The organism is Collimonas rhizosphaerae (genome assembly GCF_038896935.1).
Taxonomy (GTDB): domain Bacteria; phylum Pseudomonadota; class Gammaproteobacteria; order Burkholderiales; family Burkholderiaceae_D; genus Collimonas; species Collimonas rhizosphaerae.
Map to the genome: position 1 here is coordinate 94,236 of NZ_JBANDC010000018.1, position 22,927 is coordinate 117,162.

Genomic DNA, 22,927 nt, shown 5'->3' on the forward strand with positions numbered 1-22,927 from the left:
CGCAACCTCAAGTATAGAAACTTTGGGCCAGGGCGCCGACCAGCAGCTGCCAGCCGTCGACCAGCACGAACAGCATCAGCTTGAACGGCAGCGAGATGGTGGCGGGCGGCACCATCATCATCCCCATCGACATCAGGACGCTGGCCACCACCAGGTCGACGATCAGGAATGGGATAAAGATGGTGAAGCCGATCTGGAACGCGGTTTTCAATTCGCTGATGACAAACGCCGGCACCAGTATCCTGAGCGGCACTTCTTCCGGCCCTTGCATCTGCGGCGTCTGCGCCAGCTTGGCGAACAGGGCCAGGTCGCCTTCGCGGGTCTGCTTCAGCATGAACTGCTTGAACGGCTGGATGCCGCGCTCAAGCGCCTGTTCGGCGCTGATCTTGTTGTCGGAAAAGGGTTTGTAGGCATCGCTGTAGGCTTTGTCGAATACCGGCGACATCACGAAAAAAGTCAGGAACAGCGCCAGTCCGACCAGGATCTGGTTGGGCGGCGAACTCTGGGCGCCGATGGCGGTGCGCAGCAGGCCCAGCACGATGATGATGCGGGTGAAGCTGGTCATCGCCAGCAGCAGCGCCGGCAGGAAGGACAGCGAAGTCAGCAGCAGCATGGTCTGGACGCTGAGCGACCAGGTCTGGCTGCCGCCGGGGCCGGTGGTGCTGGTGATGCCGGGCAGCGCCTGGGCGGCGGCGATGGCAGGCAGCGCGGTCAGCAATAGCGCTGTCAGCAGCTTGCGGTGTTGCGCGAGGAAGGAAAGGGGACGCATTCTGCCGATCGGTTCTTGAGGAGTCAATGAGGGGTAAATGGCTTGGGCCGAGTGCAATATTGCGATGGACCTATTTGCGGCCTAGCGACTCTCGCAGCTTTTGCGCAAAGGCGTTGGCAGCGTTGCCGGCAGCGATGGCGCTTTGCCTGATCGGCAGCTTGGGATCTTCCGGCAGTTCCTGCGCCGGCATGCTGTGCAACGACTGGATCTGTCCGGGAGTCACTCCCAGCGTCAGCCAGGTGCCGCCGATTTCGACCACCACCACCCGTTCGCGCTGGCCGATGGCGGTGCTGGCGATGACTTTAACCAGGCGGCCGCTATTGTGCTTTTGCAGCCCCATCCGGCGCGCCGCCCAGGCGCAAAAGAAAATCAGCGCAAGCACCACGGCCAGGCCGGAAGCCGCCTGCAACAGGCCGCTCGCGCCCCATGACGGCGTCGCCGGTATTGCTGTGGCGGCGGGCGCGGCGATCATGGCCGAGGCGGGCAAGGCCAGGCATGCCGACAGCAGCAGCGCGCGCCGCGCCAAGGGCAGCAATTTCATCGGTTCAGCTTGTGTATGCGTTCCGACGGCGTGATGATGTCGGTCAGGCGGATGCCGAACTTGTCATTGACGACCACCACCTCGCCTTGGGCGATCAGGTAGCCGTTGATCAGCACATCCATCGGCTCGCCGGCCAGGCCGTCCAGTTCGACCACCGAACCCTGCGCCAGCTGCAGCAGGTTCTTGATGGTGATCCTGGTGCGCCCCAGTTCCGCGGTCATCTGCACCGGGATATCCAGGATCATGTCGATATCGGTCTTGGCGACCTCGGCGGCGTCGCCGCTGAGAGGCTGGAACACCTTGGCGGCAGGCGCCGGTTCCGGCGCAGGCTGCGATGCCGCGGTCTGGGCCGCGAGCGCGCTGGCCCAGTCGTCGGCGGCTTCGGCGTTTGGATCCGGCTTGTTTTCGTCACTCATTATCATTCCCTTTTAAATCACCATCGCGGTGATTGATCATTTTTTCAACTCGCAGCGCGTAGCGGCCGTTGGAAGTGCCGTAACCGCATTCCATCACCGGCACGCCGTCCACCTTGGCAACGATGGTTTCGGGCATTTCTATCGGCAGGACATCGCCGACCTTCAGTTTCAGCAGCTGGCCGATGGTCGACGGGATATGCATGAAATCCACTTTCAGCTGGACGTCGGCGCTTTGCACCTGCTGCGACAGCTGCTTGACCCAGCGCTTGTCGACTTCGACTTCATCCTGCACCGGATTGGACAGCAGGTCGCGTATCGGTTCTATCATCGAATACGGGATGCAGATATGCAGGGCGCCGCCGATAGGGCCGAACTCGATGTGGAAAGTGGTGTTCACCACAACCTCATTCGGCGTCGCGATATTGGCGAACTTGGTATGCATTTCCGCCCGCACGTACTCGAATTCGAGCGGATAGATCGGATTCCAGGCGCTGCCGTAGCTATCCAGCGCCAGGTTCAGCAGGCGGGTGATGATGCGCTGTTCGGTCTGGGTGAAATCGCGGCCCTCGACCCGCATATGGAAACGGCCGTCGCCGCCGAACAGGTTGTCCACCACCAGGAACACCAGGTTCGGATCGAACACGAACAGCGCCGTGCCGCGCAAGGGCTTCATGTGCAGCAGGTTGATATTGGCCGGCACCGGCAGGTGGCGGATGAATTCGCTGTACTTCTGGACATGGACCGCGCCTACCGAAATGTCGGCGCTGCGGCGCATGAAATTGAACAGGGAGCTGCGCAACTGGCGCGCGAAGCGCTCGTTGATGATTTCCAGCGTATGCATGCGGCCGCGCACGATACGTTCCTGGGTGCCGAGGTTGTAGGCTTGCACGCCTTCCGGATTCGGCGCCGGCGCCGCGGCGGCATCGGTCTCGCCGGTGACGCCTTGCAGCAGTGCATCTACTTCGTCCTGAGACAGTAGCTGTTCATAAGCCATAGCTGGGTCTCGGTTTTACTGCACCACGAAGGCGGTGAACAGCACATTGACGATGTGCTGCGGCGGCTGGCTGCTGGCCAGGGGTTTGTTCAATGCCTTGAGGATTTCGGCGGCGAGCTTGTTCTTGTCGTCGGCGGTGATCAGGGAATTCGGATCGCGGTTCGACAGCAGGCTGAGGACCCGGCTGCGCGTTTCCGGCAGGTATTCGGCAATCTGCGCCTGGGATTTGGCGTCCGCCACTTTCAGGGTCAGGCCGATATGCAGGAAACGGTCGCGGTCGTCCGCTTGCAGGTTGACGGTAAATGGATCGAGCGCGACAAAGATCGGCGTTTCCGGGACCGGCGCGGCGACGCTTTTGCTGCCGGCCTGCATGCTGGTGAAGTAATAAGCAGCGCCCGCCGCGGCCAGGGCTGCGGTGAGCACGATCAATATCAGTCCAAGCTTGCTTTTTTTGGGTGTTGCCACTGCTTCGTTGGTGATGGTTGCCATGGTTTTTCCTGCATCAGATTCCAGCGTCCATTCTTTGCCAAAAAGGCTTCGAACCATCTGCTGATATAAAGGGAGAAAGCGCTTCAGATCCTGCGTTTGTCGCGCCGGGAAAGTCTGTTTTTTTCTGTCAAGCAAAAATATCTACCTTGCCGTTGCCGTTCCTGCCGGCGGCGGCAGTGCTGCGTTCAACTTTGGCGGCCAGTTCACCCGCCGCTACGCCAGCCTGGAACGGGCTGCCCGATCCGCGCTGGCTGCCTTGGTGCTGGGCAAACGTTCCTTGCTGCTGTTGCTGCGGCTGCTGGGCGTCGGAACTGACCGAGGTGTTGCCCAGGCTGATGCCGCTTTCCGCCAGGCTGCTGCGCAACTGGGGCAAGGCCGCTTCCAGCGCCGTGCGCACCGACTGGTGGGCAGAGACAAATGTCGCCTGGGCCTGGTTGTCATTGATGGTCAAGGTGACTTTCAGAGGACCCAGGTCGGGTGGGTTGAGATGCAGTTCGGCGCTCTGGTTGCGGGTGTTGCCCATCCAGACGACTTGCTTGCCAAGCGCTGCGCCCCAGCCGTCGCTGCCGACCGCCGGCGACAGCGCCAGCTTGACGGCAGGCGGCGCTGCGGTGTCGGCTGCAGTTACCGCAGACGGGGTATGCGCTAGCGCCGGATTTGCCTGCGCCGTGACGGCGAGCCCGGGTTGGCCGCCGCTGCCGGCGGCGGCTTTGGCCGTGGCGATCTCGCTGGCGTTTGTATTGGCGTTGGCCTGCGCCGGTCCTGAGGCGATCTTGGCTGCGTCCAGGCTATCCTTCCGCTCTGCTTTTTCCAGCTTGCCGTGCTGGTCCGTATGAGCGTCGTCTTGCGTTGCCTGCTGTCCGGCGGCATCGGCTGCACCGGCCTGGCTGGCCAACGGCTGCGGATTATGCGCCAATGGCGTGTATTCGCCGCTGGTGGTTTCCTTGCGCGCCGAGGCGCTTGGCCTGGTTGGCGCGGCCTCAACCGGGCCGGCTGGCGTTGCCAGCTGTGCCACAGCGGGCGGAGCCGCTGCCGTCGGAATAGCGTTCTTGCCGGGATTTTCTGCGACTGCGGCAGCGACGACTGCGGATGTGGCTGGTTTGCCGCCGGCAGCGGCTATCGCCGCGTTGAGCTGCTCCTCTGCCGCTGACTTTGGCTGGCTGCCGCTGCCGGATTCGGGACGGGCCTCGATCGCTTTCGCCCCGGCCGGCGGCAACGCCAGGAACGCCAAGGCCGGTACGGCGCCTGGATCTTGTTCCTTGTCTGTGCCGGCCTGGCGCCGGGGCGCTGTGCGCTCGGCTGGCTTGGCGCCGGCGCTGGCCTTGTCGGCGATCTTTTCAGCGGGTTGGCCGGCGCTGGCCAGGGAACGATCCAGGACCTTGCCAAAATGATCGGCGCCATTCTGCTGCGGATTGGCATTGCCGGCGGCGCTGCCGTTTGGCGGCACGGCCTGCAGGGCTGCTGTGCTGGATGAAACAGGTAAAGACATGGCGGTTCCTTGATTGGTTATTCTGCGGCGGCGCGCATGCGCAGCTGGAACTGGCGGGCAGCATGTTCGTCGTTGCCGCGCTGTTCGCGTTTGTTGAGCAGTTGCACCTGCTGTTGCCTGGCGCGTTCAGCCAAGGTGTCGAAGGAACTCAGGCGGCGCTTGTTTTGCTGCCAGTCGCTGCGTCCGCGCGCCAGCCGCGAATCGGCCTGGCCGGCGACTGCGCGCTGCTGCTCGATGGCGCCGTCCAGCGTGCCGATGAAATGCTGGAAATTGCGCCAGCGGGAAGACGACACGCCGTCCTGCATCTGGCTCTGCAGCTGGTCGCAGTATTCCTGCCGGTAGCGGATCAGCATCTCCAGCTTTTCCGCGGCGCCGACCTGGGCGCGCTGCAATTGTCCCAGGCGGCGGCTGGCTTCGTCGGTCTTGTTCTGGGCCAGTTCAATCAACATGGCGAGCGGCAATGTGTTTGACATGATGTCCTCTCAGGGTTTGCGGCTTATCTATGTCGCCTTATCTTTGTGTTAACGGCGGCATTCAGGAAATCTATAGAGCCGGAACCGGCGGTCTTGCTTAATTGGCCTGGAACAATTGCTCCAGCTGCGTCACTGCCTCCCTATAACCGGCGCGTTCCGCCATTCCCTGCTGCAGGAAAGCTTCGATTTCAGGGTACAGCGCAATCGCCTTGTCCAGCTGCAAGTCATGCCCCGCGGCATAGGCGCCGACGCTGATCAGGTCGCGGTTGCGCTGGTAGCGCGACAGCATCTGCTTGAAGCGCCGCACCGCATCGAACTGGGCCGGCTCGATCAGCGAAGTCATGGCGCGGCTGATCGACGCTTCGATGTCGATCGCCGGGTAATGACCGGATTCGGCCAGGCTGCGCGACAGCACCACGTGGCCGTCGAGGATCGCGCGCGCGGCGTCGGCAATCGGGTCTTGCTGGTCGTCGCCCTCGGTCAGCACGGTATAGAAAGCGGTAATCGCGCCGCCCTTGCCGCTGGCGTCGCGGGCGCCGTTGCCGGCGCGTTCCACCAGCGCCGGCAGCTTGGCGAACACGGATGGCGGATAACCTTTGGTGGCGGGCGGTTCGCCCACCGCCAGCGCAATTTCACGCTGCGCCATGGCGTAACGCGTGAGCGAATCCATGATCAGCAAGACATCCTTGCCCTGGTCGCGGAAATATTCGGCCAGCGAAGTGGCGTAGGCCGCGCCCTGGAGGCGCAGCAGCGGCGAGGTATCGGCCGGGGCGGCGACCACGATCGCGCGCGCCAGGCCTTCCTCGCCCAGGGTGTTTTCGATGAAATCCTTGACCTCGCGGCCGCGTTCGCCGATCAGGCCGACGATGATCACTTCTGCGCTGGTATAGCGCGCCATCATGCCGAGCAGCACGCTTTTGCCGACGCCGGAACCGGCGAACAGGCCCATGCGCTGGCCGCGGCCCACCGTGAGCAGGGCGTTGATGGCGCGCACGCCGACGTCCAGCACGCTATCGATAGGCGCGCGCGCCAGCGGATTGATGGGCGCCGCCGAGAGCGGCACTTCGCGGCTGAAATCGAGGGGGCCGAGGCCGTCCAGCGGCCGGCCGGCGGCGTCCACCACCCGACCCAGCATGCCCGCTCCGGCCGGCAGGCGCTTGCTGCCGGGTTCGGCTGGCGGATTGCCGTTGTTATTCGCAACTGCAACGGCTTCCAGCGGATAGACCCGCGCCCCCGGCAGCAATCCTGCGACTTCGGTTTGCGGCATCAGGAACAGGCGGTCGCCGGCGAAGCCGACTACTTCGGCCTCGGTGGTGCGTTGCGCATAACCGGGCGGCAGTTCTATCAGGCAGTCGCTGCCTACCGGCAAGCGCAAGCCGACCGCTTCCAGCACCAGGCCCACGGCCCGGGTCAGGCGGCCGTAGGTGCGGATTGGGATGCTGCGGCCGACGCTGGTGCTGGCGTTGCCAAGCGTATTGCGCCAGGCTTGCAGGTGGCGGTTGTTTGCGGCCGGCTCGGCGCCGGCCTGGCTGCGGTTGTCGCTCATGGCATGGCCTGGCTGCGGCCAAGCGCCGCCGCGACGCGCTGCCAGCGGGTTTCCATGGTGGCGTCCAGTTCGCCGCTGCTGGCTTGCACCCGGCAGCCGCCGCGCGTGATGGCGGGGTCGCTGCGCAGCAGCCAGCCGGCGGCTTGCAGGTCTTCCGCCAGGTACTGCTGCACCAGCGCCATGTCGTCGGCATGCAGCAGCAGGCGCGGCGTGCCGCTCAGCGCCGGCTCGGTCTGCAGCAGTTCGCGCACCGCGGCCAGGATCAGCTGCGGTTCCACGGCCAGGGCCTGGCGCACCACCTGGCGCGCAATGTCTAGCGCCAGCGTCAGCAGGTCGTCGGCCAGTTCTTTTTCCGCCAGGCGCAGGGCGTCAGGCAAGGCCAGGCTTAGCGCGCGCAGGCTGCCGGCTTCGGTTTGCGCCATCTCCAGGCCGGCTTGATAACCTTCCTGCCAGCCTTCGGCATGGCCTTGGCGGAAGCCTTCGCCGGCGCCGTCTTCTTGCGCCTGCTGGCGCAGCCGCTGCAGTTCGGTTTCGTCGATCAGCAGCTTCGGTTCCAGCTCCGCCAGCGCCGGTCCGGCCGCAAGCGGCGCCGGCGCTTCTGCGTCGCCTGCCGTTTGCTGCGCATCTGCCTGCAGCACGTCCGCCATTTCCCAGCGCTGCCAGGCGCTCATCTGCGGTTTCAGCTTGCGCTGGGGCGACAACCGTTCGCGCGCTTGGATTGGATCAGACATAGGCGTCGTTGCCTTGGCCGCCGATCACGATTTCGCCGGAATCCGCCAGGCGCCTGACGATCTGCAGGATGTTTTTCTGCTCGCTCTCGACCTGCGAAACCCGCACCGGGCCGCGCACTTCCAGGTCTTCGCGCAGCATTTCGGCCGCACGCTGCGACATGTTGCGCAGGAATTTCTCGCGCAGTTCCGGCGCCGCGCCCTTGAGCGCGATGATGAGGGATTCCGATTCCACTTCCTTGAGCAGCAGCTGGATGCCGCGGTCTTCGATTTCCAGCAGGTTTTCGAACAGGAACATCTCGTCGATGATCCGTTGCGCCAGGTCGCCGTCGTGCTCGCGCACATGCTGGATCACGCTTTCTTCCTGGGTGCTGCTCATCAGGTTGAGGATTTCCGCTGCGGCCCTGACGCCGCCCAGGCGGCTGCGCTTGACGCCCTGGCCGGACAGCAGGCCGGACAGCACATCGGTCAGTTCGCTGAGCGCCGCCGGCTGCACGCCGCCGAAGGTGGCGACGCGCAGGATCACGTCGTGCCGCAGGCGTTCGGTAAACAGCTCCAGCACTTCGGACGCCTTGCTGCGGTCCAGGTGCACCAGCAGGGTGGCGATGATCTGCGGATGCTCGTCGCGGATCAGCTCGGCCACTTCGTTGGCTTCCAGCCAGTTCAGGGTGTCGATGCCGTTGGTGGAGTTGTTGCCGGACTCGAGGATGTCTTCGATCAGGCTGGCGGCGCGGTCGCTGCCCAGCGCCTTGTTGAGGACGGCTCGTATGTAGCCGCTGGAATCCAGGTTGAGCGCGGAGAACTGCTCCGTTTCAAGCCGGAACTCTTCCATGACTTCGGCAATCTGTTCGCGCGTCACCTGGCGCAGCTTGGACATCGCCATGCCCAGCTTCTGCACGTCCTGCGGGTTCAGGTGCTGGAACACGGCGGCAGCGCCGTCTTCGCCCAGCGACATCAGCAGGATGGCGCTCTTTCTGATTCCGTCGTCACTCATTGTTGCCCATCCAGTTCTTGATTACCATGGCGACCAGGCGCGGATCTTTCTCGGCCAGGCTCTGTGCGTGCTGCAGGTTGTCCTGATGGCGGTCGGCCTGGCGTTGCTTGGCCTCGTCGTTCAGCTTGACCTGCTCGGGAGTCGGCTCGGCGGCGGCTTTGGCGGTTGCGCCGGCGGCGGCAGCTGCGGCTTGCGGTCCTTGCAGGTGCTTGCGCAGCAGCGGCCGCACCAGGCCAAACCAGAGCCACAGGGCGGCGATGGCCAGCAGCAGGTACTTGCCGACGCTCTTGGCCAGTTCGATATTGTCGGCCTGGCGCCACACAGGCAATTCCGGCTCCGGCGCCTCGCCGGCAAACTGGCTGTTCACTACATTCAGCGAATCGCCGCGGTCGGCGCTATAGCCCATCGCTTGCTTGACCAGGTTTTTCACCTGTTCCATTTCGGCCGCCGGCAGCGCCTGCGCGGCTACCTTGCCCTGGGCATTGGCCGTACCGCGGTAGTTCACCACCACCGCGACCGACAAGCGCTTGACTGCGCCGGCGCTTTGCTGCACATGGCTGATCGAGCGGTCCACCTCATAGTTGGTGGTGACGTCGCGCCGTACGCTGCTGGAGCCGCCGCTGCGCGCCGTGTTGCTGGCGGTGTTGGCGCCGGCTCCTGCTCCTGCTCCAGCGGCGGGATTTGCCTGCGCGCCGGCTGCTCCTTGCTGGTTCGCCGGGGCAGTGCTGATCGGCGCGGTCGGATTGACCGGCGGCTGGTTCGACAAAGCGCCCGGCACGCCGCCCGGCGGGCTCGCGCCCTGCTGGTTGGCGTCGCTCGATTGCTGGCTGCGGATGGCGGCCTTGGCCGGATCCTGGTTAGGGCTGTATTTTTCGTCGGTATGTTCGACCGTCGAAAAATCGATGTCGGCCGCTACCTGGGCGCGCACATTGCTGGCGCCGACGATCGGCTGCAGGATGGCTTCGATGCGGCGGATATAGCTCTGCTCGATTTCCTGCGCGTATTTGAGCTGGCTCGCATCCAGGCCGCGGTTGCCGGCCGCCGGCGTCGACAGCAGGTTGCCGCTCTGGTCGACTATCGTCACATTCTTGGCGCTCAGTTCCGGCACGCTGCTCGACACCAGGTGGGCGATGGCGCTGACCTGGCCGTCATCGATAGAGCGTCCGCGATGCAAGGTGAGCACCACCGAGGCGCTCGGTTTCTGCTGGTCGCGCACAAACAGCGACGGCTTGGGCAAGGCCAGGTGGACCCTGGCCGCCTCTACCGCCGAAATCGATTCGATCGAACGCGCCAGCTCGCCTTCCAGGGCGCGCTGGTAATTGACCTGTTCGGCAAACTGGCTGACGCCGAATTTCTGGTTGTCCATCAGTTCAAAGCCGACCGAACCGCCCTTGGGCAAACCTTGCGACGCCAGCCGCAGGCGCGCTTCATGCACCTGGTCGGCGGCAACCAGCACCGCGCCGCCGCCGTCGGCGAACTTGTAGGGAATGTTCATCTGCTGCAGCGAGGCGATGATGGCGCCGCCGTCGCGGTCCGACAGGTTGCTGTAGAGGACGCGGTAGTCGGGCGCTCGGCTCCACAGCCAGAATGCTGCAATGGCGGCCAGGGCAAACGAGGCGCCGATGATCAGCGGCAGCTTTGGATTGGCGCGCAGCTGCTCCAGCAGCGGCGGCTTCCTGTCGCCGGCGAGGTTGGCGCCGCTTGCGGCAGCATTCATGCTGCCGCCCCGGATGACGACGGACTATGGCCGCGGTTGGTGTTCGCTATGCGCTTCTGTGTATCTGACACAAGCTTTCCTTTGAATGGGGTAACAGATGTCAACAAAGGTAAACCGGGCCAAGCCGGGGCAGCCTGTGTCGACGCTAATGATTGTCAACGGCTGGCCGTTATTTCGATCGCTCGAATAGCCGGGGTTTTCCCCATCATTTGACGCTATGTAAAAAAATCATTGCTGTTACGCTGGCTGGCAGCAGTGAAACGTTATCGCCCGGGCCGGGCAGCGCATGGGCCGGGTTCCAGGGCGATGGCGAGAATTCAAAACAGGAAAGAGGTGGAACATGGCGATTTCGGCAATCGAATCGGTATTACAGCAATTAACGGCGACAGCGCAAATCGCCGGCAGCGGCGCAGCAGCAGCCGGCAACGGCATTGCCGGCGGCGGTTTTGCCGACGAGATGAAAAAATCGCTGGAGCGCATCAGCAATAGCCAGCAGCATGCGGCCGGCCAGGCTGAAGCATTCGAGCTGGGCAAGCCAGGCGTGTCGCTGAACGACGTGATGATTGATTTGCAAAAGGCCAACGTCGGTTTCCAGATGGGGCTGCAAGTGCGTAACCGCGTGGTTGCCGCTTATCAGGAAATCATGAATATGCCAGCTTGAAGGTAAGTTTTGGAACATGCGTGTTTAGAGCAGGGCACTAGTTATCTGTTGCAGGATGCGGCCGATATCGAAAGTATCTTGCGCGAGCTGGAGCGTCAGAACAGTACCATGACCATGCGGCTGCTGGGCGGCGGCGAAAGCGTCGCCACGCGTCTGGTGGCGGTAGCGCTGGCGCACGACATTTTCATCCATGCAGGCGACGCCGACGGCAACGGCGCGCATTACCTGCCGGGCGACCTGCTGTGTTTTGACGGCGCGCTGGACGGCGCCGGGGTGCGTTTCGTGAGCAGCGTCGCGCGCAACAGCGTGAGCCCCTGGCCGACGGCGCTGGCGGCAGCGCTGCCGACCTGCATTGCGTATTTTCCGCACCAGAAATTCATCCGCATCGGCATGCAGCCGGTGGAAGCTTGCGTAGTACGCGCCAAACGGCGCGACGGCAATGATTTTGTGCTCGACGTCCACGACCTGAGCGCGCGCGGCATCGGCTTGCGTTCAGCCTATGTCGCGCTGCAGGCGCTGCCGGTGGGCACGGTGTTGCCGGCGGCGGTGCTGGATTTCCGTTCTTCGGGACGGCTGCTGGTGGATTTGCGGGTAGTGTTCAGCCGCAGCGTGCACGGGCCGGATGGCGTCATCAACCATTTCGGCTGCTATTACGTTGACCTCGACCAGGCCAGGCAGAGCCTGGGCGGGCTGCTAGGCGCCTAGGGCCTTTATTTTGCGGCAGGCCCTAAATGTTTTCCAGGCAAGTGCCGATAACCTGAATAACGGTGGCTTGCTTATCCCGGTTGTTGTCTGGCCGGGAGCGAGTCCAGCGTTACGGCGGCTTAGCCGGAACCCATAAACTTTAGCAACAGGAGTCATGCCATGTCTGTCATCAATACCAATATTCTTTCGCTGGTAGCTCAAAACAACCTCACCAAATCGGCATCTTCGCTGAGCTCGGCCATCCAGCGCCTGTCGTCCGGCATGCGCATCAACAGCGCCAAGGACGACGCTGCCGGCCAAGCCATTGCGAACCGCTTCACAGCCAACATCACCGGCCTGACACAAGCATCGCGCAACGCCAACGACGGCATCTCGCTGGCGCAAACCACTGAAGGCGCGCTGACTGAAGTCAACAACAACCTGCAGCGTATCCGTGAACTGTCGGTGCAAGCCGCCAGCGGCACGAACTCTTCCAGCGACCTGCAATCGATCCAGGATGAAGTCACCCAGCGCCTGAAAGAAATCGACCGCATCTCTTCGCAAACCGACTTCAACGGCGTCAAGGTCCTCGCAGCCAACCAGACCCTGAACATCCAGGTCGGCGCCAACGATGGCCAGACCATCGGCATCGATTTGCAAAAGATCGATTCGACAGCGCTGAAGCTGAATACGCTGAACCTGGCTGGTCCTTCCGGCGCGACAGCTGCCCTGACGCCTACCGGCAAAGACAACACCGGCGCTTCGGTTGCCGTCGTCGCCGGCGGCTTCACTGCCGTCAACCGCGATGCTGCTGCCGCCTTCACCGCGACAGTCGCTGACCTGGTGACAGATGCACGTGGCAATACTTACGTCAAGAACGGCGCCAACTTCTACGCCGCTACCGTGACTGTTGCTGATGCGACTCAAGGCGCAACCGCAGCGACACCGACAGCCACCGTGACTTACGACTCGTCGAAATCGCTGACAGCCGCCAGCGGCAGCCCGCTGACAGCAATGGACAGCGCCTTGTCGCAAGTTGACAGCCTGCGCAGCTCGCTGGGCGCCGTGCAAAACCGTTTTGCCTCGACTATCGCTAACCTGGGCACGACAGTCACCAACCTGTCTTCCTCGCGTTCCGGCATCCAGGATGCAGACTATGCGACTGAAGTGTCGAACATGACACGTTCGCAGATCCTGCAACAGGCAGGCACTTCGGTGCTGGCGAAAGCGAACCAGTCGACACAAAGCGTTTTGACATTGCTGCAATAAGCCATGAGCCGGTTCCGCAGACGCCTGCTTGAGGCGTCTGCGGGATTTGCCGATCCGGGGGCGGCGGCTGTTGCGGCCGCCCACGGTTCCATGATGTTTTGTCCAGTCGGGTTTGGAGCGCCAGACCCGAGCGGACAGGGTACAGCCGAAAGAAGACGTGAGGACGTGATGCCGAATGCGATCAATATGGATGCTGCAAGCAGGACCGCGCCAGCCGAGGGCACGCCCGCCGTTGCGAATGACAGGGTTGCCAAGGATGCCGGCGCGCTTGCGCAGAAGCCGCAGGAAAGCGGCGACGGCAAGTTTGCCGGCGTGCCCGAGCGCTCGCAGATCCAGAGCAAGATCGACGACATCAATCGCCAGCTGCAGCTGAGGGCGGTGAGCGTGCAGTTCCAGATCGATCCCGGCTACAAGGACGTGATCCTGAAAGTGGTAGACCAGCAGGACGGCAAGGTGGTCTTGCAGATCCCCAGCGAAGAAGTAGTGCGGATCGCCAAGGTCATGGACCAGATGAAGGGTGTATTGCTGGAAAAGACCGCATAGCAGCTGCAGGCAGTCCGGCCGACCGAAAACGATATTCAATGCAAAGGAATTGACATGACTTTAGTGACCAACCTGGGAGCCGCATCCGGACTGCCGCTGGCAACTCTGCTGAGCAGCATTACGGTCTCCGAAAACATGCCGCTCACCGCCATGAGCAACCAGCAAAGCGCGTACAACGCCAAGCTGTCGGCATACGGCGTCATACAGAACGCCTTGAGCACATTGCAGGCGGCCGCAGCGCAGCTGGGAAATCCCACGCTGTTCCAGAACGTGACGGCGACCTCGAGCGCTACCTCGGTGCTGAGCGCAACCGCGACTGCCACCGCCGGCGCAGGAAATTACGCAATCAACGTCAGCCAGCTGGCGCAGGCGCAGTCGCTGGCAACCGGCGGCGTCGCCAGCACTACCGCGGCCATCGGCAGCGGCACGGTCACCCTGCAGTTCGGCAGCATCTCGGGCGGCACGCTGGATCCGGCGTCCGGCAAATACAGCGGCGCCACGTTTACCGCGGACAGCACGCGCGCCGCGGCGTCGATCACTATCGATTCCAGCAACAACACGCTGGCTGGCATCCGCGACGCGATCAATAAAAACAAGGCCCTTGGCGTCACGGCCACCATCGTCAACGACGGCAGCGACACGCCGAACCGCCTGGTCCTGACATCCACCCAGACCGGCGCGGCGTCTACCATGAAGATCAGCGTGAGCGGCGACGCGGCGCTGTCGAACCTGCTGTCCAACGATCCTGCCGGCACGCAGAACCTGCAGCAGACCGTGGAAGGCAAGAATGCGCAGCTGACGGTCAACGGCATCGCCATCACCAGCGCCAGCAACACCGTCAAGGAAGCGGTGCAGGGCGTGACCATGACGCTGACCGGCACCGGCCCCAGCACATTGTCGTTGCAGAGCAATACGGCCGCCGTGCAAGCCGCGATTTCGAATTTTGTCACAACCTATAACAGCCTGCAGACCCTCACCAAGCAATACACCGCATTCGACACGACGGCGCAGACGCAGGCGCCGCTGACCGGCGATGCGACCTTGCGCAATATCCAGACCCGTATCCGCGACACCATGAACACGCCGCAACCCGCGAGCGGCAGCGGCGCACCCTTGACCATGCTGGCCCAAATCGGCGTGACGTTCCAGGCCGACGGCACCATGGCGATCGATTCGACCAAGCTGACCAGCGCGCTCAGCACCAACCTGAGCGGCGTGCAAAACCTGTTCTCCAGCACCTCCGGCACCACCGGCTTCGGTTCAACCATGTCGACCTTGCTGACCGGTTTCACGGCCAGCAACGGGCCGCTGAAATCAGCCACCGACGGCTTGAACAGTTCCTTGAAAACGCTGGCGACGCAGATGACCAGCACCCAGTCGCTGATCAGCACGACGATTGCGCGCTATACCAAGCAATTTACCGATCTTGATACGCTGATCGCCGGCATGAACCAGACCAGCAGCTACCTGACCCAGCAATTTGCCGCCATCAACGGCACGACTACTTCCAAATAAGGCGAGGTTTCATGTATACATCTTCAGCCGCCGCGCCGACACTTAATTCCGGCGCGCGCGCCTATGCCCGGGTCGGCATCGAGAGCGCGGTCATGAGCGCTTCACCGCAGCAGCTGCTGAGCATGCTGTTCGACGGCGCCAAAGCTGCCATCAGCATGGCGCGCCACCATATGGCGAACGGCGATGTGGTCGCCAAAGGCAACGCCATTTCAAAGGCGGTCAGCATCATCGACAGCGGCCTCAAGGCCAGCCTGGACGCCGAGGCCGGCGGCAGCGCCGGCGCCGAACTTGCGGCAAACCTGTCGGCCCTCTACGACTACATCAACCAGCGCCTGCTGTACGCCAACCTGCGCAACGATCCTGCCTTGCTGGAGGAGGCTGACCGGCTGCTGGAAAACATCGCTTCGGCCTGGCGCGAAATCAGCGGCGGGCAGATGCATGCGGCGTCTCCCGGTCCGGTTGCCGGCGACCGCTCCGCAAGGGGATGAGATGACGCCTCAACACGAAGTGATGGAGTGCTACGAAAAGATCGCGCCGCTGACCGGCCGCATGCTGGAGCTGGCGCGCGCCGGCGACTGGGATGGCCTGGTGCAGCTGGGGCAGCAGTTCCGCTCTTATGTCGAACGCTTGAAAGGCATCGAGCTGGCCGAACCCCTGGAGCCGCTGCAGCTGGCGCGCAAGCAAAGCCTGCTGAGCCGGATCCTGGCTGCCGACGCCGAAATCCGCGATATCGTGACGCCTGAGCTGGCGCAGCTGAGCAGCATGCTGGGCAACATGCATCGGCAGCAGCATCTCAACCATGCATACGGCCAGTAAGCCTGGCCGAGCATCATGAGCGGCGGCACGCCCCTGGTCGACAAGCTGCTGGCGCCGGCGGCGCTGCAGCGTTCGGACCTTGTGCCGTTGAAAGGCCAGCTGGCCATCTATGCGCCGGACGTGATCACCGACATCGAGGCGATTGCCAACGATACCCGGCTGCCGTCGCGTGCGGCGATCGACCGCCAGCTGGGGATCGATCCGGCCCAGCCGGCGCAGGCGGGCAACCTGCGGCCGGCGCCAGGCGTTGCCGACGGCGCCAGCCTGAGTGCGGCAGCGCGCGTCATCAGCGAGCTGCTGGGCGCGGCGCCGGCCAAGGGACAGGCGGTAAGCGGCAGCGCAGCCCTATGGCCGGACGCCGCCGCGGCGCCGCAACCGCAGCACCTGGCGGCGACCCTGGCGCGCAGCGTTGCCGACAGCGGCCTGTTTTACGAATCCCACCTGTTACAGTTTTTCACCGGCGAACGCTCGCTGGCCCAGTTGCAGCAAGAGCCGCAGTCCGGGCTGGCCCTGTCGTTGGCGACGACCGATGCAGAAGCTGCCCCGGCGCATGTTCCCGCCGCGAGCCATGCCGCCGCCAGCATCGCTACTGAAGCGATGCCGCTGGTGCGCCAGCAGCTCGAGCTGCTGGCGCTGTCGCAATTCCGCTGGAGCGGAGAAGCCTGGCCGGATGCCGGCATGGAATGGGAAATTACAGAGCAGGGGCGGCGCCAGCCCGACGACGACACGCCGCGCAGCTGGAGCACCTGCCTGAGCATGACCTTGCCCCGGCTTGGCCGCATCGAGTTGCGCCTGAGCCTGGCGCACCACAGCTGGCGCGCCGAGCTGGGCGCGGCCGAGGCGGCCACGATCACATCCATGCAGGGCGGCTGCCCTCGATTGCTGCAGCGGTTTTCGACCGCCGGCTTGCATCTGGGCGGCTTGCAAGTGGTGCAATTGCCACAAGCGGCGCCAGATGATGAATTGGATACAAAAAATGACAACAAAGATAAATAATTATATTAGAGTAATGTTTTTTATCGGCAGCACACGTCCGGCTGGCATGGAATCGGCAGATGGCAATGGCCGAGGGGCGGGCAACAGTGGAAACTGAGGGCTCATTTCGGAAAAGCGTGGTAGCGTTATCACCTGCGCGCCACGACCAGGCGCCGCTGGTGGTGGCGAAAGGTTACGGCGCGGTGGCCGACGCCATCATGCAAAAGGCGCGCGAACACGGCTTGTATGTGCACGCGTCGCCCGACCTGGTGAAGCTGCTGATGCATGTCGACCTGGATCAGCAGGTTCCGCCGCAGCTGTATGTGGCGGTGGCCGAGTTGCTGGCCTGGGTGTATAGCTTGGAAAATGGGCAGGAGCCGCCGCTGCCTGCTTGAATACCGCGATAGTGCATGCAGATATTGATTATTTAATATCGCTCATCTGCACCGGAGCAAAATGTGTGCATATTGTTGATATAGTTGCGCCCCCGTATTGTGCGGACCTGGCCGCAGATCGATAATGCACAGTCATCGGTTGTGAAATGAGATTGTTCAAAGAGTCATGGAAATGAAAGTTGCATCACCGATTCGGGTATTGATCGCTGATGATCATCGCATTGTCAGGCGCGGGCTACTGCATATCCTGAACGCCAGCCCAGGCATCACCGTGATCGGCGAGGCTAGCGACTACAACGGTATTACCGATATCCTGAGAGAGCAGCCGTGCGATGTCCTGCTGCTGGATATCTCGATGCCGGGCAAGGACGGCATTGAAATCCTGCACCTGCTCAAGAAGCGCGAGCCGATGCTGCGCATCATGGTGCTGAGCAGCCATGGCCCGGAACAGTTTGCGGTGCGCGCCCTGAAAGCCGGCGCTGCTTCCTACCTGACCAAGGACGGCGCCCCGGATGAACTGGTGGAAGCGGTGCGGGTGGTGGCGCGCGGCCGCAAGTACATCAGCAAGGGCCTGGCGGAATCGCTGGCGAACCACGTCATCGAGGAAGACGACCTGATGCCGCACGAACAATTGTCCAACCGCGAATTCCAGACGGTGCGCATGATCGCCTCCGGCCAGACCCGCACCGAAATAGCCAAAAACCTCTCCATCAGCCCCAAGACCGTCAGCGTCTATCGTTCTCGCGTGTTCGAGAAAATGGGGGTGCGCACCAACGCTGAACTGACCCGCTACGTGATCGAGCACGGTTTGCTCGAATAGAGGGCTGTTTCAATCCCTTTTCGCTATATCGATAGCGCTTGCTCCTGTTTATATTGAATCACCCAAGTGCTGCGCGCGCCGGATTTCCTCTGTCCGGCGCGACAGGTGCATTTCAATTCTCAAGGATCAAGTTCATGACGCTTGCCGCTCAAACGCCGACGCAGATGCGCCGTTCAACCGTTCAACACGAGGTAGCCGGCCAGGAGTTCCTGACCTTTACCCTGGGCAAGGAAGAGTACGGCATCGATATCCTCAAGGTGCAGGAGCTGCGCGGTTACGACAATGTCACCCAGATCGCCAACGCGCCCGATTTCCTGAAAGGCGTGGTCAACCTGCGCGGCGTGATCACACCCATCATCGACATGCGCATCAAGTTCAACCTGGCGGCTTCCAGCTACGACCAGTTTACGGTGGTCGTGATCCTCCACCTCGGCGAGCGCACGGTAGGCATGGTGGTCGACGGCGTGTCCGATGTGATCACCCTGTCCAGCCAGCAGATCAAGCCGGCGCCGGAAATGGGCACGGTCCTCAATACCGATTACCTGATCGGCCTGGGCACGCTCGACGACCGCATGCTGATCTTGCTGGATATAGACAAGCTGATGTCCAGCGACGAGATCGGCCTGATCAACAAGCTGACGGCGTGACGGGCGGGAGCTAAAAAAGAGGAGGGGACATGAATTTCGCCAATACAAGAATAGGGGTCCGGCTGAGTATCGGATTTACCGCCATATTGCTGCTGGTAGTGGCAATCACAGGAATAGGCATCTGGCGCTTGCAGCAGACCGGCGCCGCGGTCGACGCCATGGTCTCGCAGTTCCTGGTGCGTGAACGGCTGGCGGCGGAATGGCAGGATGCGGTGGCGGTCAACGCGGTGCGCACGATGGCGGTGGTGCGCAGCGACGACAGCAAGACCCAGAAGATTTTCCAGGCCGAAATGAGCGCGACATCCGAGCGCGCATCGGCGCTGCAGACCAAGCTGCATGGACTGTCCGACGACCAGGGCCGGCAAGCCCTGGGAGAAATCGCCGCGGCGCGCGCGGCCTATACGGAAATGCGCGACACCGTGCTGACCACGCGCCAGTACGGCAGCGCTGAAAGCGCGGTGGCCATGATAGAGAAAGACCTGGATCCGGCGCGCAAGGAGTACCTGGAAAAGCTGCAGAAATTTGTCGGCGTCCAGCGCCAGGCAATCGATGAGGCGGCGCTGGATATTGCTGCCAACTATCGCGCCGGCCGCAACCTGCTGGTGACGTTCGGCGCCCTCGCCATCTTCCTCGGCGCGGCGTTCGCATGGCGCCTGACCGCCGGCATCGTCAAGCCGCTGCATGCGGCTGTCGCGGTGGCGCAGCGGGTGGCGAAGGGCGACCTTGGCGCCAGCATCGAAGTCAAGGGCAAGGATGAAACCGGACAGCTGCTGCTGGGGATCAGGGAAATGATTTTTTCCTTGCGTGATACGGTCAGCCGGGTACGCAACGGAACCGAGAGCATTGTCACCGCTTCGCGCCAGATCGCGGCCGGCAACCAGGATTTGTCGAGCCGCACCGAAGAACAGGCCGCCAGCCTGGAACAGACCGCGGCGTCGATGGAGCAATTGACTTCGACCGTCAGGCAAAATGCCGACAACGCGCGGCAAGCCAACCAGCTGGCTGAAAACGCCGCGTCGGTGGCGCTGGGCGGCGGCCAGATGGTGTCCGAGGTGGTTGCCACCATGGCATTGATCAGGGACAGCTCGCACCAGATCAGCGACATCATCGGCGTCATCGACAGCATTGCTTTTCAGACAAATATCCTGGCGCTGAACGCGGCGGTGGAAGCGGCGCGGGCCGGCGACCAGGGACGGGGCTTTGCGGTGGTGGCGGCCGAAGTGCGCAACCTGGCGCAGCGTTCGGCGGTCGCGGCCAAGGATATCAAGGTCTTGATCGGCGCATCGGTCGACAAGGTGGATGCCGGCGGCAGGCAGGTCGACGCGGCAGGCGCCGCGATGAGCGAGATCGTCGCCTCGATACGGCGCGTGGTCGACATCATGGCTGAAATCGCCGCCGCCAGCGAGCAGCAGAGCAGCGGCATCGAGCAGGTCAACCAGGCGGTGGGGCAAATGGACCAGGCTACCCAGCAGAATGCGGCGCTGGTAGAGCAGGCCGCCGCTGCCGCGCACAGCTTGCAGGAACAGGCGGGAGAATTGCTGCAGGCGGTCAGCATCTTTCAACTGGTAGAGGACGCTGCCTATTCAGGCATGCCTGAACGACAAGATTCCGGACCGGCCAAGGCCGCTGCAGACATGCCAGAAGAACATCATGCCGGCAGCCGGCCTGTCCTGGTCAGCATAAATTGACAGGTGACGAGCTTGTACGATGCTGGATAATAGCGGATACGTTAAGTTGCGCCGGTGCTGACATCGTGGCTGCCGGCGGGCTTCACGTATTGTGGCGGTAATATCTGTCACAGTTTCCAATAGATTGTATGCCCATCGTAATGCAAAGATTTACCTCTGCCTGGCGTCGCCTGCTAGCCGCTTCAAAAACGGATGGCATTTTCTGCGGCTCGCGTTTCATGCGCCTCGTCTACGCAATCACCATCACAGCCATCCTGGTCATCGGCTACGTCTGGCTGTACGCCGGTTACCAGATAGGTTCCGACTACGAGCGCGACGTCAAGACCATCCAGCTCAGCCATACCATCGTGGTGCGCGATTTCACCCAGCGGCTGCTGCGTTCCATCGACGAACGCGATCGCCTGCTGCGGCTGGTGCGCGACGATTTCCAGATGGCGGATGGAAAAATAGACCTGCTGCGCTATACGAAGATATTCGGCAGCCTGTATACCCAGCTGAACATCGTCGACCAGGGCGGCCGCCTGCTGGCCTCGACCAAGCCTGGCGCCGCCGCCGACTGGAGCGGCAACGAACTGTATGTCGCGCAGCGCGATCACCTGGATGACGCCTTGCGTTTTTCCCGCCCGCGCAAGCTGCCCGGCAGCGGCCAATGGGTGATGCATGTGGCGCGCCGCATTTTTTCTGCGCGCGGCGATTTCGCCGGCATCGTCGAGCTGGAGTTTGCGGTGGACCGCCTGCCGGCCCTGTATGCCAGCCTGGACCGGATCCGCGCCGGCGAGCGGCAAGTGGTCGGCAGCGACGGCATTGCCGCCGACGGACCGCCGGCCAATGAAAGGATGATCCTGCGCCGCATCGATGAAACGGTGATGGAGCTGGACGATAGCGAGCTGAGCAAGAGCCAGCCTTTCGCCGATCAGAAAGCGCCGGCCGACCAGCATTCGTGGGTGTCGCGCAAGCTGGAGCCTTATCCGCTGCTGCTGTCGGTGAAACTGCCTGACCCCGAACCGTTGCCGGGACAGGAAAGCCCCAAGCTGATGGGCTATGTGATGTACGCCTGCGTGCCGACCGTGCTGATCCTGCTGCTGATGAGCCTGGCCTACCGCACCATCAAGCGGCAATATGAAGTGGTGCGCAAATACGACGCCATGCGCCGGCGCGCGAGCGACGCCAACAAGCGGAAATCCCGTTTCCTGGCGACGGTGGTGCATGAACTGCGCACGCCCCTGAGCGGCGTCCACGGCTATTCCGAACTGGTGCGCGACACCAGCAGCGATCCGCAGAGCCGCGAATTCGGCGACCTGATCCATCAAAGCGCGATCTACCTGCACGGCTTGCTGAACACCCTGTTCGACCTGGCGCGCATCGAAGCCGGCAGGGTGGTGATATTCCACGAGAATATCGATACGCTGAGTTATTTCGAGTACGTCGGCTCGATGCATAAAATCAACGCCGACAAGAAGGGCTTGAGCTTCCAGATGCGGCTGGCGCCGGATTTGCCGGGCAATTTCCTGTGCGACCGCGTCAGGCTGTCGCAGATACTGAACAACATGCTCGACAACGCCGTCAAATTCACCGTCACCGGCGGCGTCACGATAGAAGTGACCACGTTCAGGGACAAGCTCAAGATCCGGGTGCTCGATACCGGCCCCGGCATCGCCAAAGCCGAGCTGAAACATCTGTTCGAATACTTCTACCAGGCAGAGTCGGTGCGCGCCGGCCGCAGCCGCGGGCTGGGCCTGGGCTTGTCGCTGGCCAAGGAGTTTACCGACCTGATACGCGGCAGCATCCGCATCGACTCCGAAGTGGGGATCGGCACCGTCGTCAATCTCAGCATTCCGCTGAATGCGCGCTGAACCCGTCCTCTCCGCGGCGGATCGCGGGTTTGCTACACTGGATGCCGGCGATGCTGTTACGGCTCCCGGGGCTGGCATTGCAGCCGGCTTGCTGCGCCCCGTGGCCATCGCCAAAACAGGATATCTTCTCCTTTCCTAGGAGGTGGCGATGCGTTCCGCTTTAATTCTCGTGGTCGAAGATCATCCTATCAACCGCCGCATGCTGCAGGCGCAGCTGGCGGCCGAAGGCTGGCAGAGCGAACTGGTCGCCACCGGCGCCGAGGCCTTGCTATGGCTGACGCATACCAGGCCGGCGGCGGTCATCACCGACTACGTGCTGGAAGACATGACCGGAGTCGAGCTGCTGCACCGGGTCAGGCGCTGGGAAGCCGACACGTCGGCCTTGCCGGCGATCCCGATGATCCTGTACAGCGGCATGTCGCTCGACTACCTGCAGCGTGAATCAAGGGGGCTGGATTGCACCGCCATCCTGACCAAGCCCATCAGCCGCGCACAGCTGCGGCAAACGCTGGCGCCGATCGTGCCGCAGAAACCTGCCGCCGTAACGCCTGCTGCGCCCGACGACTTGCTGGCCGACCTGCTGCAGTTCGGTTACCTGCAGCTGGCCGGGCTCAAGCTCAGCATAAAAAACCGGCGCTGGGCGGAGACCGCGAGCATCGCCCATGGCTTGCGCGGCGCGGCGGCGGTATTGCAGCAAAAAGAAATTTCGCAATCCGCAGCGGAAATCGAGAACCAATCGCGCAATAACCCGTCAGAGGCTATGGAAGTCGTCTACGACCGTCTGCAAAATGCGCTGGACCGGCTTGCTTTGCAGCTCAAGGCAAGCCACGCAATGCCCTGACAAAACCGTTATACGCCCTCTGTTTTCACCACTCTCCCTGGCAGCCGCGCAATGCGGTGCTGAC

Annotated in this window: 25 protein-coding genes; 14 read left to right on the forward strand and 11 right to left on the reverse strand. The window is 62.9% G+C overall.

Annotated elements, in window-relative coordinates:
* Positions 1-7 precede the first annotated feature (7 nt).
* From fliP to fliF, 11 genes are all read right to left on the reverse strand, one after another.
* The gene (gene fliP, locus V8G57_RS21265; RefSeq protein WP_342831086.1) at positions 8-769 is read right to left on the reverse strand and encodes a flagellar type III secretion system pore protein FliP; all 762 of its coding nucleotides are present in this window, start codon (positions 767-769) and stop codon (positions 8-10) included.
* Between the two features lie 70 nt (positions 770-839).
* Positions 840-1,310: a flagellar biosynthetic protein FliO gene (gene fliO / locus V8G57_RS21270; protein ID WP_342831087.1), complete on the reverse strand. Its 471-nt coding sequence runs from the start codon at positions 1,308-1,310 to the stop codon at positions 840-842.
* Positions 1,307-1,726 (reverse strand): flagellar motor switch protein FliN, encoded by a 420-nt coding sequence (gene fliN / locus V8G57_RS21275; protein ID WP_092398864.1) that lies wholly within the window; start codon positions 1,724-1,726, stop codon positions 1,307-1,309. Before fliN ends, fliO begins: the two co-directional genes overlap by 4 nt.
* Positions 1,719-2,720, reverse strand: a complete 1,002-nt coding sequence (fliM, locus tag V8G57_RS21280) for a flagellar motor switch protein FliM (protein WP_092398862.1) — start codon at positions 2,718-2,720, stop codon at positions 1,719-1,721. Before fliM ends, fliN begins: the two co-directional genes overlap by 8 nt.
* A gap of 15 nt (positions 2,721-2,735) precedes the next feature.
* The gene (gene fliL / locus V8G57_RS21285; RefSeq protein WP_342831089.1) at positions 2,736-3,209 is read right to left on the reverse strand and encodes a flagellar basal body-associated protein FliL; all 474 of its coding nucleotides are present in this window, start codon (positions 3,207-3,209) and stop codon (positions 2,736-2,738) included.
* Between the two features lie 127 nt (positions 3,210-3,336).
* Positions 3,337-4,698: a flagellar hook-length control protein FliK gene (locus tag V8G57_RS21290; RefSeq protein WP_342831090.1), complete on the reverse strand. Its 1,362-nt coding sequence runs from the start codon at positions 4,696-4,698 to the stop codon at positions 3,337-3,339.
* A 17-nt stretch (positions 4,699-4,715) separates the two neighbouring features.
* A complete protein-coding gene (fliJ, locus tag V8G57_RS21295) occupies positions 4,716-5,171 on the reverse strand; it encodes a flagellar export protein FliJ (protein WP_342831092.1) in 456 nt (151 codons plus the stop codon).
* 97 nt (positions 5,172-5,268) lie between these two features.
* Positions 5,269-6,717, reverse strand: coding sequence for a flagellar protein export ATPase FliI (gene fliI / locus V8G57_RS21300; RefSeq protein WP_342831094.1), 1,449 nt, complete (start codon positions 6,715-6,717; stop codon positions 5,269-5,271).
* Entirely contained in the window at positions 6,714-7,448 is a 735-nt protein-coding gene (fliH, locus tag V8G57_RS21305) for a flagellar assembly protein FliH (RefSeq protein ID WP_092398852.1), read from the reverse strand. Before fliH ends, fliI begins: the two co-directional genes overlap by 4 nt.
* Entirely contained in the window at positions 7,441-8,439 is a 999-nt protein-coding gene (fliG, locus tag V8G57_RS21310; protein WP_092398850.1) for a flagellar motor switch protein FliG, read from the reverse strand. The genes fliH and fliG overlap by 8 nt, the downstream gene beginning before the upstream one ends.
* Entirely contained in the window at positions 8,432-10,156 is a 1,725-nt protein-coding gene (gene fliF, locus V8G57_RS21315; protein WP_342831095.1) for a flagellar basal-body MS-ring/collar protein FliF, read from the reverse strand. The genes fliG and fliF overlap by 8 nt, the downstream gene beginning before the upstream one ends.
* 340 nt (positions 10,157-10,496) lie before the next feature.
* On the opposite strand from fliF, the gene fliE reads away from it, so the two are divergent.
* From fliE to V8G57_RS21385, 14 genes are all read left to right on the forward strand, one after another.
* Positions 10,497-10,817 carry a flagellar hook-basal body complex protein FliE gene (gene fliE / locus V8G57_RS21320; RefSeq protein WP_144742258.1) on the forward strand — a complete coding sequence of 107 codons (321 nt, stop codon included), beginning with the start codon at positions 10,497-10,499 and terminating at the stop codon, positions 10,815-10,817.
* A 48-nt stretch (positions 10,818-10,865) separates the two neighbouring features.
* Positions 10,866-11,522 (forward strand): flagellar regulator YcgR PilZN domain-containing protein, encoded by a 657-nt coding sequence (locus V8G57_RS21325; RefSeq protein ID WP_256381578.1) that lies wholly within the window; start codon positions 10,866-10,868, stop codon positions 11,520-11,522.
* 159 nt (positions 11,523-11,681) lie between these two features.
* A complete protein-coding gene (locus V8G57_RS21330) occupies positions 11,682-12,770 on the forward strand; it encodes a FliC/FljB family flagellin (RefSeq protein WP_092398842.1) in 1,089 nt (362 codons plus the stop codon).
* A gap of 168 nt (positions 12,771-12,938) precedes the next feature.
* Positions 12,939-13,313, forward strand: coding sequence for a flagellar protein FlaG (locus V8G57_RS21335; RefSeq protein WP_342831096.1), 375 nt, complete (start codon positions 12,939-12,941; stop codon positions 13,311-13,313).
* 54 nt (positions 13,314-13,367) lie between these two features.
* A complete protein-coding gene (gene fliD, locus V8G57_RS21340; RefSeq protein ID WP_342831097.1) occupies positions 13,368-14,828 on the forward strand; it encodes a flagellar filament capping protein FliD in 1,461 nt (486 codons plus the stop codon).
* 11 nt (positions 14,829-14,839) lie between these two features.
* Positions 14,840-15,316 (forward strand): flagellar export chaperone FliS, encoded by a 477-nt coding sequence (fliS, locus tag V8G57_RS21345; protein ID WP_092398836.1) that lies wholly within the window; start codon positions 14,840-14,842, stop codon positions 15,314-15,316.
* Position 15,317: 1 nt separating this feature from the next.
* The gene (locus tag V8G57_RS21350; RefSeq protein ID WP_175501049.1) at positions 15,318-15,644 is read left to right on the forward strand and encodes a flagellar protein FliT; all 327 of its coding nucleotides are present in this window, start codon (positions 15,318-15,320) and stop codon (positions 15,642-15,644) included.
* Positions 15,645-15,659: 15 nt separating this feature from the next.
* A complete protein-coding gene (gene fliK / locus V8G57_RS21355) occupies positions 15,660-16,640 on the forward strand; it encodes a flagellar hook-length control protein FliK (RefSeq protein ID WP_342831098.1) in 981 nt (326 codons plus the stop codon).
* 65 nt (positions 16,641-16,705) lie between these two features.
* Positions 16,706-17,014, forward strand: a complete 309-nt coding sequence (locus V8G57_RS21360; protein WP_342831112.1) for an EscU/YscU/HrcU family type III secretion system export apparatus switch protein — start codon at positions 16,706-16,708, stop codon at positions 17,012-17,014.
* Between the two features lie 172 nt (positions 17,015-17,186).
* Positions 17,187-17,834, forward strand: a complete 648-nt coding sequence (locus V8G57_RS21365) for a response regulator (RefSeq protein ID WP_217647603.1) — start codon at positions 17,187-17,189, stop codon at positions 17,832-17,834.
* Positions 17,835-17,998: 164 nt separating this feature from the next.
* The gene (locus tag V8G57_RS21370) at positions 17,999-18,481 is read left to right on the forward strand and encodes a chemotaxis protein CheW (protein ID WP_175501053.1); all 483 of its coding nucleotides are present in this window, start codon (positions 17,999-18,001) and stop codon (positions 18,479-18,481) included.
* 29 nt (positions 18,482-18,510) lie between these two features.
* Positions 18,511-20,169: a methyl-accepting chemotaxis protein gene (locus tag V8G57_RS21375; RefSeq protein ID WP_342831100.1), complete on the forward strand. Its 1,659-nt coding sequence runs from the start codon at positions 18,511-18,513 to the stop codon at positions 20,167-20,169.
* Between the two features lie 218 nt (positions 20,170-20,387).
* The gene (locus tag V8G57_RS21380) at positions 20,388-22,022 is read left to right on the forward strand and encodes a sensor histidine kinase (RefSeq protein WP_342831102.1); all 1,635 of its coding nucleotides are present in this window, start codon (positions 20,388-20,390) and stop codon (positions 22,020-22,022) included.
* Positions 22,023-22,170: 148 nt separating this feature from the next.
* Positions 22,171-22,863 (forward strand): Hpt domain-containing response regulator, encoded by a 693-nt coding sequence (locus V8G57_RS21385; protein WP_342831103.1) that lies wholly within the window; start codon positions 22,171-22,173, stop codon positions 22,861-22,863.
* Positions 22,864-22,927 lie beyond the last annotated feature (64 nt).